Source organism: Clostridium tanneri, assembly GCF_033659955.1.
Taxonomy (GTDB): Bacteria; Bacillota; Clostridia; order Clostridiales; family Clostridiaceae; genus Clostridium_AM; species Clostridium_AM tanneri.
The window spans coordinates 37,679-50,300 of record NZ_JARUJP010000006.1 but is presented as its reverse complement, the minus strand read 5'-3'; the positions used below and the strand labels follow the sequence as shown (position 1 = coordinate 50,300).

At 32.5% G+C, this 12,622-nt stretch carries 12 protein-coding genes and 1 riboswitch; of the genes, 10 read left to right on the top strand and 2 right to left on the bottom strand.

Features of this window, described 5'->3' with window-relative positions:
- Positions 1–128: 128 nt before the first annotated feature.
- Entirely contained in the window at positions 129–899 is a 771-nt protein-coding gene (locus P8V03_RS06720) for a hypothetical protein (RefSeq protein ID WP_261672530.1), read from the bottom strand.
- Between the two features lie 215 nt (positions 900–1,114).
- Here P8V03_RS06720 and P8V03_RS06715 point away from each other — a divergent pair, with 215 nt between their 5' ends.
- The 4 genes from P8V03_RS06715 to P8V03_RS06700 all read left to right on the top strand — a co-directional run bounded on the left by P8V03_RS06715 (position 1,115) and on the right by P8V03_RS06700 (position 6,379).
- On the top strand, positions 1,115–2,635 hold the full coding sequence (locus P8V03_RS06715) for a spore germination protein (RefSeq protein ID WP_318797460.1): 1,521 nt from the start codon (positions 1,115–1,117) through the stop codon (positions 2,633–2,635).
- A complete protein-coding gene (locus P8V03_RS06710; RefSeq protein WP_318797458.1) occupies positions 2,632–3,741 on the top strand; it encodes a GerAB/ArcD/ProY family transporter in 1,110 nt (369 codons plus the stop codon). The genes P8V03_RS06715 and P8V03_RS06710 overlap by 4 nt, the downstream gene beginning before the upstream one ends.
- Positions 3,731–4,990, top strand: a complete 1,260-nt coding sequence (locus P8V03_RS06705; RefSeq protein ID WP_318797456.1) for a Ger(x)C family spore germination protein — start codon at positions 3,731–3,733, stop codon at positions 4,988–4,990. Before P8V03_RS06710 ends, P8V03_RS06705 begins: the two co-directional genes overlap by 11 nt.
- A gap of 270 nt (positions 4,991–5,260) precedes the next feature.
- Complete coding sequence (locus P8V03_RS06700; RefSeq protein WP_318797454.1) at positions 5,261–6,379, top strand: GGDEF domain-containing protein; 1,119 nt, start codon at positions 5,261–5,263, stop codon at positions 6,377–6,379.
- A 79-nt stretch (positions 6,380–6,458) separates the two neighbouring features.
- Here P8V03_RS06700 and map read toward each other — a convergent pair whose 3' ends face one another.
- Positions 6,459–7,205 carry a type I methionyl aminopeptidase gene (gene map, locus P8V03_RS06695; RefSeq protein WP_318797452.1) on the bottom strand — a complete coding sequence of 249 codons (747 nt, stop codon included), beginning with the start codon at positions 7,203–7,205 and terminating at the stop codon, positions 6,459–6,461.
- 178 nt (positions 7,206–7,383) lie between these two features.
- Between map and P8V03_RS06690 the strand changes: the two genes are divergently transcribed.
- From P8V03_RS06690 to grpE, 6 genes are all read left to right on the top strand, one after another.
- Complete coding sequence (locus P8V03_RS06690; protein WP_261672539.1) at positions 7,384–8,739, top strand: MATE family efflux transporter; 1,356 nt, start codon at positions 7,384–7,386, stop codon at positions 8,737–8,739.
- Between the two features lie 165 nt (positions 8,740–8,904).
- Positions 8,905–8,948, top strand: a riboswitch (PreQ1 riboswitch).
- 75 nt (positions 8,949–9,023) lie between these two features.
- Positions 9,024–10,001 (top strand): nucleoside hydrolase, encoded by a 978-nt coding sequence (locus P8V03_RS06685; protein WP_318797450.1) that lies wholly within the window; start codon positions 9,024–9,026, stop codon positions 9,999–10,001.
- Between the two features lie 12 nt (positions 10,002–10,013).
- The gene (locus tag P8V03_RS06680; protein ID WP_318797448.1) at positions 10,014–10,604 is read left to right on the top strand and encodes an ECF transporter S component; all 591 of its coding nucleotides are present in this window, start codon (positions 10,014–10,016) and stop codon (positions 10,602–10,604) included.
- Between the two features lie 199 nt (positions 10,605–10,803).
- Positions 10,804–11,304 (top strand): hypothetical protein, encoded by a 501-nt coding sequence (locus P8V03_RS06675; RefSeq protein WP_261672544.1) that lies wholly within the window; start codon positions 10,804–10,806, stop codon positions 11,302–11,304.
- Between the two features lie 255 nt (positions 11,305–11,559).
- On the top strand, positions 11,560–11,994 hold the full coding sequence (locus tag P8V03_RS06670) for a hypothetical protein (RefSeq protein WP_318797445.1): 435 nt from the start codon (positions 11,560–11,562) through the stop codon (positions 11,992–11,994).
- 10 nt (positions 11,995–12,004) lie between these two features.
- On the top strand, positions 12,005–12,607 hold the full coding sequence (gene grpE, locus P8V03_RS06665) for a nucleotide exchange factor GrpE (RefSeq protein WP_261672546.1): 603 nt from the start codon (positions 12,005–12,007) through the stop codon (positions 12,605–12,607).
- Positions 12,608–12,622: the final 15 nt, after the last annotated feature.

The following is a 12,622-nucleotide window of genomic DNA, read 5'->3' as shown; positions in this document are numbered from 1 at the left end:
TGAAAGCAGGTAGTCATCGGATAAATTTTCATGAATAAAAACCATGCATATAGGGAATTTGTTTTCCTATTTATGCATGGTTTTTGTTTTTGTATAGGACTTTTATGAATTTTGTAGAAGTCCCTATTTTACTTGCTTTGTTTTTGTTGCATAGGGCCATGGTCCTTTGCTGCTGGCATAGCTGCTTTAATAGCGTCAGCTTTTTCCTGTGATATAATACCAGCAGTTACAAGCTCAGCAGTTAGATCAGTTTTTTCTTTTTTATTGTTTTCAAAATAAGTTTTACGTTCAGCTTCTGTCATATTCTTAACTTTATCCATTTCAGCTTTTTTCTCGGTTTGCTTTTGGTTCATAAAATCCAAAATTTTATTTTCTTCATCCTGTGTGATAGTTCCAGCAGTAACTAGTTTATCAAGCTGGTTTTTAAATCCTTCTGTACCCATTCCATGTCCTTTTCCGCCCCCAGGACCTCTATGGGTTACTTTGGCTATAGCATCTGCTTGTTCCTGTGTTAGAGTTCCAGATGTAACTAATTCACTTAAAAAATTAGTTTTTTCTGCTGGCTTATTATTTTCAAAATAAGTTTTGCGTTCAGCTTCTGTCATATTTTTAATTTTATCCATCTCTGCTTGTCTTTCAGTGTCTTTTTGCTTAAAATAATCTAAAACTTTAGTTTCTTGATCAGCTGTAATAGTTCCGGCAGTAACTAACTTATCAAGCTCAGTTTTCATATTTTCTGCTGAGACTTTCTTATTAATTCTAGTTTCTTGTCTTTTTGTATTATCTCCAGTTGTTCCATCTGCACTACTCTTTGCGAAAACAAAGCTTCCTGTTGATAGAAGAACACTTCCAGCTACTACTGCAGTTATAACTTTACTCATTAATTTTTTACTCTTCATTTTATCTCTCCTTTAAGTGCTTTTATTTTTATAACTTATTATTTGTTATGAGTATATAATATCCTTTAATTGTCACAATTCCGTTACAACTTGGTTAATATTTCATAGATAATAATTAATAACTTGTTAAAAACTAGACGCAATTTAATAATTTAATTTAAGTTATTTGTAAATACTAGAATGTAACTAGGCTTTATAAAAGGTGGTGATTTGTAGTGGAATCTGCTAATAATGTTGTTGGTGAGAGAGCGAAAAATGATCCTATAGGAAGTGACTTAGAGGATAATCTTAACAAATTAAAGGCTATTTTTGTTTATCCAGAAAATAAGGATTTTATTATCAGAGATATTCATATAAAGGCTATAAATATAGATGGAAAGATATTATATCTACATGGCACTGTAAATGGGGACATAATAGAAAAACACATTATTATGCCTCTGCTAGAAAAATCTGAGCCTAACGAAAGTAATGAAAATATTTGTGCTTTTTTAATGAAAAGTATTATAACTGGAAGAAATGTTAAAAAGGTTAGTAGCTTTAAAGAGATTTCAAATGAAATTATAAATGGAAATACAATACTGCTTATTAAGGGGCATAATGAGGCTATTTCTGTATCCACCACAAAGTATGAACATAGATCTGTAGAAAAGCCTACTACAGAGAATGCACTAAAAGGTCCAAAGGAATCCTTCACAGAATCCTGTTCTGTTAATCGTTCATTAATTAGAAAGCACTTAAAGGATTCTAAGCTTATTTCGGAAAGTATTATTCTCGATACCACAGTTTTTAATGAGATTTTTATTATGTACATAAAGGATATTGCAAATCCTCAATTACTAGAAGAAGTAAGAGCAAGACTTTCAAAAATTAGTATGGAGAATGTAAAAAATCTTTCAATATTGGAACAGTATATAGAAGATAAGACCTACTCTCTGGTGCCTACAGTTCTACTTACAGAAAGGCCAGATAGGGTGGTAGCCTTTCTTGAAGAAGGATATGTGGCAATGCTTATGGAAGGAGCTCCTTATAGTTTAATAGTGCCTGTAACTATTTGGTCATTTTTTCATACCTCTGAAGATCAATATCAAAGATGGGCCTATGGTAATTTTACAAGATTATTAAGAATGATAGCCTGTTATATTGCACTGCTTACACCAGGCCTATATATAGCTGTAAGCAGCTATCATATTGATATGATACCTACAGATTTAGTTCTTGCTATAGCAGCAAGCAGAGAGAAACTTCCCTTTCCAGCTATAATTGAAGTGCTATTGATGGAACTAGCCTTTGATTTAATTAGAGAGGCAGGAGTAAGGGTGCCAACTCCTATAGGGCCTACTATTGGAATAGTTGGAGCTCTTATTTTAGGTCAGGCAGCAGTTCAAGCCAATATTGTAAGTCCGATACTAGTAATCGTTGTATCATTAACAGGTTTGTCATCCTTTGCGATTCCAGAAACAAGTTTAAATTTTATGATTAGAATAGGAAGATTTATTTTTTTATTTGCTGGAGCAGCAATGGGGTTTTATGGAATGGCAGTATGCTTTGCTGTATTAATAACCTATTTAAGTACCATAAAGTCCTTTGGAGTTCCCTTCAATTCACCTATAGCTCCCTATTATAAATCTTCTAAAGATACAATTACTAGACCGCCGGCATGGAAGCAATTACTAAGGCCTTCATTCCTTAGGCCTATGGATAAGGTCAGAAGTAAGAAGCCGAAGGGAGAGTGATTATTCTGTTTAAGCAACCTAATAATAAAACTGGAACTAGAGAGTTTTTTGCAATGATTGCTTTTACTATAGGTATGCAGGCTGCAGACACAACGCCAACATTGCTTTTTAAGGAAGCTAAAAGTGCTGCCTGGATGATGGTGTTAATATCATCAGTTATCCCTTCCGTTTGCCTTCTTATTCTTCTAAGGATTTTAAAAAAATATGAGAATAAAGGCCTAGTAGAAATTATATATCAGCTAACAGGAAAATATATAGGTTTCATACTAAGTAGTACATTAACTATTTTAATAATACTATTTTCTGCAATTAATACTAGAAGCTATATTGATATATTATCAAATGTATTCTTCTTAAATACACCGGTAATAGTATTATATTTCATATTGATGGTAGGCAGTTCTTTAATTGCCTACCATGGTCTAGAGGCTATAGGAAGATTTGCATGGATTAGTTTTCCTTATGTTTCATTGGCGTTGACAATATATGTAATACTAGTTATTAAGAATCTTAATTTTGGTTTTTTATTTCCTATTTTCGGTTGTGGTATCAAAAATATTATAAAGGGTGGGATAACTAATAGCACTCTCTTTGGTGAAGTGATTTTTTTTACTATTTTCTTTCCCTATGTGAGAAATTATAACTCCTATAAGACTGCAAACATTATAGGATTAGGCTTTGTGACCTTTGTAATTTCTTCATTTTGTGCAATATATATGATGGCTTTCGATTATCCCCCAGCAGTAATTATAAATTTTCCTTACCAAACTCTTGCCAGACTTATATATGTGGGAAGATTTCTTGGAAATTTAGAGGCGTTTTTTTTAGCCTTTTGGGTTATAGGATCAATTATTCGTTTTTCTGTATACATTTATATGGATGCAGCCTTTTTAGGGAAAACATTAAGGTTAGAAGAGTTTGAACCGCTAATTCCACTTTGTGCTGCGTTGACTATGGCTATTGGAATGATACCAGAAAACTTTTTCCATATAATTGAGGTTGCAAAAACCTTTTTGTTAAAAATAGCTTTAGTCTTTATTTATTCACTACCTTTTATCCTTTTAATCATTTCTAAATTGAAAGGAGATTGTAAAAATGAAGTTTAGAAAGGTTAGTTTTTTTATGATCTTAATATTGGTGGTAACTCTATTTAGCGGCTGTTGGGATAAGGTTGAAATAGAGGAACAGGGTTATGTTGCTGCCATTGGAATAGATAAGGGTAGTGAAAAAATGATGAGAATAACCTTTCAAATTACAAATCCTAAAGCTGGGGGAGGTAGTGGAAATACACCTCAGGGTGGTGGTGGCAACAGTCAGCCGTCAGATATTATAACAGTAGAAGCACCAGGACTTCTTACTGCCAGGGAGTTAGTAAGTGTATCTGTAACAAGAAGAATATCTCTTTCCCATGCAAAGATTTTAGTTGTAGGTGAAGATTTAGCAAAAACTAAAGAATTTTTTCGTGCCCTGGAGTCATCGCTGCGGGACAAGGAAATTAGACGTGCTATGAGTTTAATGATATCTAGAGAAAAGGCTGAAGATTTTATTAGACAAAATAAGCCTATCCTAGAGGATAGACCTGAAAAGTTCTTTCAGTTTATGGCAAGAAGATGGAGGGATACAGGATTGGTTCCACCTAACTCAAACTTAAACAGATTTATGCAGCGTACTGAAGAAGGAGGAAGTCTTTTTTTAACTACCTATGGTACTGCAAAAAATTTTTCTGATAAAGATGGAAAAAATGAGGCGGATTTTCTACCAGGTCAGGTAAATAAGAAGGGAGGGAATCCTACTGAAATAATAGGCTCTGCTGTGTTCAAAGAGGGAAGGATGATTGGGAGTTTAACTGGAGATGAAACCAGATTAGTTGCAATTTTAAGACCTAAACCAGAGGTAAGGAGTATGGTGTTTACTTTTCCTGATCCATTAAATGAAAAGTATCGTACTGTAGGGAGGGTTATAAAACAACAGAAAACTAAGATTCATGTTGATATTACCGAAGGGGCTCCAGTTATAGATGTAACTGTACCAATCTCAATTGATATACTGTCTATCCCTAGCTTTGAGAGCTATCCTGAAGATATGAATAAGCAAGCTATATTAAAAAACTCAATAGAAAGTTATTTAGAAAAGGAGTCCATGAAGGTAGTACAAAAATCACAGCGTGACTTAAATGGAGATCCCTTCCTATGGGAGCTTGCAGCTAGGAAAAAATTTTTGACCTATGACGATTATAAAGGCTACGATTGGATGAAAAAGTTTCCTAAAGCTGAGATTACAATTCATTATAAAGTAAACTTGAAAAGCTTTGGTAAACAACTTAATCCGCCTGAGAAGCAGGATATAAAACAGTAACTATAGGATGGTTTATAAATATGACTTGGATATTTCTTTTAATTTATATAATTATTGCGTGGTTTACTCTTAGATTTGCAAGGATATCATGGAAAAAAGGAAAAAAATTTAGCAGCATAATTATTGTTATCCTAGTATTAATCTTGGTAGCATTAGCTGTTGGAATATTTATTATAGGGACAAAATAGATCAATATAATAAAAACACCTTAATTAATTTGAAATAATGACGAAGAATAAATTATAACATGATAATTGAGAAGGTGGGAAAATGCTGCGAGATTTATTTGTTAACATAAGTATATTAATTTCTTTTATATTTTTAGGCTTTATATTTTTTAAGGATACTCCAGTAAATCATAAGTCTTCGGTGAAAATAAGATATACAGCAGGAATAATAGGAGGAGTCTTAGGAGTGATTCTAATGACATTAAACATTCAGCCTAGTGTAAATTCTTTAGTAGACTTGAGGTTTATTCCAGTAATCATAGTGGCCATTTATGCAGGAACCTTCCCAGCTATAGTTACTGCAGTTATAATAGCTTTGTTTAGGATACTTTTATTTAAGGTGAATTTCTCAACAATACTAGCTGTAACAGCTATTATGCTAAGCGCTGTTGGGAATGGAGCTATATCAAAGTTAACTGCAAGGCTTTGGGAAAAATGGTCAGCCATGTGCTTATTCAGCGTTATGTTATTTACAATTAAGCTAGGGATTACTTTAAAGGGATCTGATCAATTATACAATACAGTTTTAGAGTTTTGGATTACCTCTATCCTAGCATCTTTAGCTATATATCATGTGATAAAATATGCTGAAGAGACCTATGTTATCTTCACCAAGTTTAAGGAACAGTCAACAAAAGACTTTTTAACAGGTTTAAGTAATTCGAGAGAATTTAATTTATTGTTTGATAACTTAACTGATAGGGTGGGCAAGGATATTGATAGATTTTCAATACTAATAATTGATATAGATTATTTTAAAAGGATTAATGACAGTTATGGTCACCCTGCAGGAGATGCTGTTCTTAAACAATTAGCAGTAGTTTTAAGCAATGTATGCAGTCCTGATGATGTTATATCACGTATTGGTGGAGAAGAGTTTGCTATCCTCTTGCCAGATAGCAACTATATGAAGGCTTCATGGGTAGCGGAACGGATTAGAATGGCAATAAAAAGACATAAATTTTTATTGCAAAATGGGTTAGAAGTAAGCTGTACTGTATCAATTGGAGTTGCTACATATCCAGATACTGTTACAGATGCCAATAGGTTAATCAGTAAAGCTGACCAGGCACTTTACAAAGCAAAGGAAATGGGAAGAAATAGGGTGTTTTGTATAGGAGATAACTGTAATTTAATACAGCATGGAGAGATTACTAAGTAGCATCTTATTGCATAACAAAAGTTAGGTGCACTGAACATCGGTGTTCAGTGTACCTAAACTTTTATGTCCCATCATACTTTTATAGTTCGGTTATAATAATAGGTTCTCCTTTGGTAACTACTATTGTATGCTCATATTGGGCAACTAAGCTTTTATCTTCAGTTCTTAATGTCCAACCATCCTTTTCTTCTACAGTAAATTCAGAGCCAGCAGAGATAAATGGTTCTATTGCTAGTACAAGTCCTTCTTTTAGCAGATAATCCTGTGACTTATCAAAAAAGTTTGGAACATACTCCGGTTCTTCGTGAAGCCTTTTTCCAATACCATGACCTGTTAAATCCTTAATTACAGTAAAGCCATTATTCCTAGCTTCATTGTGGATTGCTCTCCCTATTTGATTAAGTTTAACACCAGGACGTACCTTTTCCATAGCCTTGTAAAATGCTGATTTTGAACATTCACAAAGTTTTTTGGCTAATGAGGATGAAGGTTCAACGGTTATAGTAACACCAGTGTCAGCGAAATAACCATCTAACTCTGCAGATATATCAATATTAACTAAATCTCCTTCCTTAACAATTCTTTCATCTGGTATTCCGTGGGCTGCCACTTCATTTATGCTTATACAGGTGGCACCAGGAAAATTATACTCATATCTTGGAGCAGATCTTGCACCATATTTAGAGAGGACCTCTTCACCAATGCGATCAAGTTCAGCGGTGGTGATACCTGGTTTAATATTTTTAATCATCTCTTCACGGGCTAATGCTACTATTCTTCCTATTTTTTTTAAAGCTTCTAAATCTCTTTCAGAGGTTATAATCATATATAACAATCCTTCCTTTCATATCCTACTTTATATTTAGTAAATAATTTCAGTTTACTATAAATAATGTTTACTCGCAAAACAATTATTATAACTTTAAATTAATATGAGTATATGTTAAGATTAACAATTAGGATTCAAGGTATAATAATATTAGCGGATTAAAGGAGGAGAATAAATGGATAGATCTAAACAACTAGGTGAAGGAAGTGTTGGAAGTTTATTACTTAAGTTTTCTATTCCTGCTATTGTCGGTATGGTAGTAAATGCACTTTATAATATTATAGACAGAATATTCGTAGGAAGAGGCGTAGGGCTTTTAGGTATTTCTGCCACAACAGTAGCCTTTCCTATAGCAATTGTTATTATGGCCTTTGGAATGCTGGTAGGAATTGGTGCTGCTGCTACTGTATCCTTAAAGCTTGGTCAAAAAAAGAAAGAAGAGGCAGAACAAATATTAGGCAATTCCTTTACGTTGCTTATTTTAGTGTCCATATTTGTAACTGTTTTGGGGCTCATTTTTGAGGAACCTCTGTTAATAATGTTTGGAGCAAGTGAAGAGGTTTTACCTCTAGCAAAAGAGTTTATTACAGTAATTTTACTAGGAGCTGTACTACAAAATATAGGTTTTGGACTTAATAATATTATACGTTCAGAGGGAAATCCTAGAATGGCAATGATTACTATGCTAATTGGAGCTATACTAAATACTATCTTCAATCCTCTATTTATTTTTGTTTTTAATCTAGGCATAAGAGGATCAGCTTTGGCCACTATAGTGTCACAGGCGGTTTGTTCTATATGGGTACTCTCATATTTTATGGGTAAAAAAAGTTCACTGAAACTTAAGACTGAAAATTTAAAGCTAAATATTAATATTGTAAAACAAATATTTGCCATAGGGTTATCTCCTTTTTTAATGCAACTGGCTGCCGGAGTAATTAATATAACCTTTAATAAAAGTCTGCAGACCTATGGAGGAGATATTGCTATTGCTGCTATGGGTATTATAAACAGTGTTACTATGTTAATATTGATGCCTATTTTCGGCATAAATCAAGGATCACAGCCTATTATAGGCTATAATTATGGTGCTAGAAATTTCACAAGGGTAAAGAAGGCATTAAAGCTAGCAGTACTGGCGGCTACGGCAGTATCTTCTATAGGTTTTATTATTGTAGAGTTGTTTCCGAGAGCAATCATAAGCATTTTTAGCAGCACAGATGTAGAACTAATAAATATAGGTTCAACAGGAATTAGAATATTTCTAGCGATGCTTCCAATTATAGGATTTCAAATTGTAAGTTCAAATTATTTTCAAGCAGTAGGAAAAGCAAAAGTTTCTGTATTTTTAAGTTTGTCCAGGCAAGTTATAATGCTGCTGCCATTGCTGCTTATTTTGCCTAACTTTTTAAAGTTAAATGGAGTATGGATTTCTGGTCCAGCGGCTGATGCTCTTTCTTCTATTTTAACAGGAGTATTTTTGTTTAAAGAACTTAAGCGTTTAGGAAATGCTGAACCAAAAGTGGTGTAAGAATATATATATAATAATCTTGGATAAATATTATGTTAAAGTATAAATTAGGGGTAGCAATGGCTACCTTTAATTTAAATTCTGTAATTACAACCCTATACATATTTACTTAACTTTATTTATATGATAAACTTTATTAGGTTGTAAATAAAATTTCACCTTACGGTGAGAGAGGTTCGCGAACTCCCTCTATAAAAAACTAAGGATTGGAATGCTGTATCCTTAGGTACGGCTTTTTTTGTTTTGCCGTACTTTCGCAAAAAATATTGAAGGAGACAGATAAAATGAGGAAAAAGGTAATTATTGATTGTGATCCTGGTATTGATGATTCACTGGCCCTAATACTTGCTTTAAAAAGTCCAGAACTAGAGATTTTAGGAATTACTACTGTGTCAGGGAATGTTCCAGCACTTCAGGGAGCTAAGAATGCTTTAAAGGTTCTGAAGTTATTAAATAGACTGGATGTACCAGTTTATGCAGGAGAAGAAGTTCCTCTTGTAAGAGAACTAGTTACTGCAGAAGATACTCACGGTGATGATGGACTAGGAGCAACCTTTATGTCAGAGGTTTCAGAAGCTATCATAAAAAATGGAGCTGTAGATTTTATTTTAAGTACCATAGAAAAGGAAGAATCTATAAGTATAATAGCTTTAGGCCCTCTTACCAATATTGCCAGAGCTATGGAGAAAGATTTACAGACTTTTAGTAAGGCTCAGGAAATAGTTTCTATGGGCGGAACTTTCAAGAGTCATGGCAACTGTTCCCCAGTGGCTGAATTTAATTACTGGGTTGATCCACATGCAGTAAAATATGTCTTTGACCACTTAACTATACCTATGGCTATGGTAGGCTTAGATGTTACAAGAGAGATAGTGTTAACTCCAAACTATATAGAACTTTTAAGACAGATGAATACTGAGCTTTCAAGGTTTATTGTAGATATTATTAGATTCTACGTGGACTTTCACTGGAAACAGGAGAGAACACTTGGATGTGTCATAAATGATCCTTTAGCTGTAGCTTACTTTATGGATAGAACATTATGTAGTGGATTTGATTCCTATGTGGATGTAGTTACAGAAGGAATTGCTATAGGTCAGACAGTGGTAGATTGTGGCAACTTCTATAAACATAAATCTAATTGTTTTGTACTAGACAAAGTCCAAAGCCATAAATTTATGGAGATTTTTCTGACTAGATTATTTCCTGAATTTACAGAGGATATAGCTTTAGTACTGAAGGATAACAAATATAGTTATTAAGGAGGAGAGAATATGAAAAAAATATCACCTTTTCACATTGTAATCATTGCACTATGTGCAAATATAAATATAGCAGGTTCCTTTATTGCACTTAACTTAAAACTTCCTGTTTATCTTGATACCATAGGAACTATTTTAGCCTCTTTTTTAATGGGAACAACCTATGGGGTTATGGTAGGAATCATAAGTAGCTTAGTGGCAACTATTGCTTTTGACCCCGTTTCATTCTTTTTCACCCCAGCTCAAATAGTTATAGCAATAGTATCAGGAGTACTATATAGCAAAAATATATTGAAAGGAATCTGGATTCCTGTGGGGATATTAGCAATTACTGTTTCAGGGTCATTAGTTGCTTCAATAATAGCAGCTTTTGCATTTGGAGGAATCACTTCCTCTGGATCTTCCTACGTAGTTGCAATACTTAGAAGTAGCGGAGTAAATCTTTTTAAAAGTGTTTTCACAGTTCAAATTTTTACAGATATTTTAGATAAGAGTATAGCTGTAGCTGCTGCTCTTCTTTCTCTTAAATGGATGCCTAAACAGATTATATTAAGATTAAAAAGAACTAATAATCCAAGTGAAATAGGTAGAAGTGCTTTCTAACATAGATTGTTTATCTAAAAGAAAAATCCTTCAGAGGGTATCCTCTGGGGATTTTTTTATTTGTATAGAGAGAATATTAACTCTTTACCCATTAACTTAAACTAATAACACTGTCATTAAGGAACTCTATTTTTGTAATTATTTTAAGTAAATAGAATAGATATAGAGTATGAATATTACTACAAAGGGGAGTTGTGGTATGTTTAACGGCAGTGAAAAGGTTCCAAAAACTCTAGCAGTAAAGATAGACAAGCTAAAAACTAATATAAGCTACAAGAATAATGTTAAGGAGTTACTAAATTATATAGCTGGCAGTGATATTTACAATGCTAGTTTTGTGGAGGGTTTTAACTTATACTTTGGAGATAGCTATGCTTCAGAAAATCTTATACTGTATTTTACAGTAGACAAAAGCAGGGTAGTAATAAGTGATGAAAATATTAGTGGAGATAGCTGTAAAATGTTTTTTCAGTTTACTGACTATGCAAAAGAGTTAAGGTATGACTTACATTGGGATGGAGGAATAACGGCATCATTGACAAGCAGCAAGGAAATAAAAGTACTAAAAAAAGCTTTAGAAGAGATGGCCAATAATAAAAGTTTAATATATAAATATAATGTAAAGAAACTAACTACCAGACAGGAGAGAATAAATTTAAAAATTGAAGAGATTTTATCTAGAAAAATAAATCTATCATAAAGTTAATTTTTTAGTAGATTTATAACATCATAATTAGTTAAGTTACTAATTATGATGTTTTTTTATATAATAAGGAAATTAAAAATATAATGAGATTTAGGGAAAAATAACATGATTTGGTAACAAATAAGGTAAATTACAAAATTTTGAAAAAGTTATAAATATGTACTATAATATATATAAGATAATAGCACAAATATATCTATTTAGTAATATTAATACTTACGAAGGATATAGAGAGTGAGGGAGAGCGTATTGAATAGTTTAAATATAGAAACACTTAAATCTAAGGGAATTTTTTTTAATGAGATTGACAAAGACAAGCTGTCTAGCGAACCGGAAATTAACTACTCTAAGCTCAGTGGTGACAATGATGAGGGAAAAAGAAAAAAATTGCAGGAAATGAAGAATGAAATTGAACTTAAGATTAAAAATATTTTGAGTAACTCTGAGGAAAGTATAAAAAGCACTGTTCCCATCATAAATAATGTTAACAAGCAGCTGATGCAGGATAACTTACTTCTAAAAATAAAAATAGAAAGTATGAAGCAGGTATCTAAAAACATATTGAACCATTGTAATGATTTAAAGGCAAGAACTTTGGAGTCAGATAGCCAGGAGCTAAAGGAAGTACTAGATTCTATAGTTGAAAAATTTAAAAATGAACTTCAAAAGGTAAAGGAGGAGTAATTGAAAGAATATGTTAGTAGATATATTTAAAGATATTCAAAGTTTAAAAAAAGATTATGAGAAGAATGGCAGTAATACTGGAAATAGGTTAAGTAGTGGACACTTATCTAAACTTGAGGATTCTGCGGAATTTGAAAGTAGTTTAAACAGTATATATAGTTTACTGCAATCCATGGAAGTTATTAATAATGATGTTGTAAATAACAAAAACTTGCTGAAGAATGTTTTAGATAAAGACCATGAGGAGAAAAAGAGATGTATAGAAAGGATAAAAAGTATAATTAATGCTTATGTAAACATTTATGACTTTATAGATGGCATAAGACAAGCTATTCAAAAGTCAAGTTTTAATAACGATATGACTTTAATCAATACAGTTAATTCATTACTTAGATTTTTAGAAAAAGAGTACTTAGAGGTAGGTCTTACGGTATATGCTCCAAATGTTGATATAGATAAATTTGATAAAAGCAAGCATGAAATTGCAGGGACAGAAAGAAATATAACTTTATCTAATGATACTATAACTCAAGTTTTAAAGAAGGGATTTTATTATAATGATAGAAACATAAGGTTTATAAGAACTGCTAGAGTAATAACAGTACTGAACTAGCAGAATAAGTTAATG

Excerpts from the sequence above, each read along its gene's own strand:
- map (WP_318797452.1), bottom strand. The coding sequence starts at position 7,205 with ATGATTATAACCTCTGAAAGAGATTTAGAAGCTTTAAAAAAAATAGGA.
- P8V03_RS06685 (WP_318797450.1), top strand. The coding sequence starts at position 9,024 with ATGAGGAAAAAGGTAATTATTGATTGTGATCCTGGTATTGATGATTCA.
- P8V03_RS06720 (WP_261672530.1), bottom strand. The coding sequence starts at position 899 with ATGAAGAGTAAAAAATTAATGAGTAAAGTTATAACTGCAGTAGTAGCT.
- P8V03_RS06705 (WP_318797456.1), top strand. The coding sequence starts at position 3,731 with ATGAAGTTTAGAAAGGTTAGTTTTTTTATGATCTTAATATTGGTGGTA.
- grpE (WP_261672546.1), top strand. The coding sequence starts at position 12,005 with ATGTTAGTAGATATATTTAAAGATATTCAAAGTTTAAAAAAAGATTAT.
- P8V03_RS06700 (WP_318797454.1), top strand. The coding sequence starts at position 5,261 with ATGCTGCGAGATTTATTTGTTAACATAAGTATATTAATTTCTTTTATA.
- P8V03_RS06690 (WP_261672539.1), top strand. The coding sequence starts at position 7,384 with ATGGATAGATCTAAACAACTAGGTGAAGGAAGTGTTGGAAGTTTATTA.
- P8V03_RS06680 (WP_318797448.1), top strand. The coding sequence starts at position 10,014 with ATGAAAAAAATATCACCTTTTCACATTGTAATCATTGCACTATGTGCA.
- P8V03_RS06675 (WP_261672544.1), top strand. The coding sequence starts at position 10,804 with ATGTTTAACGGCAGTGAAAAGGTTCCAAAAACTCTAGCAGTAAAGATA.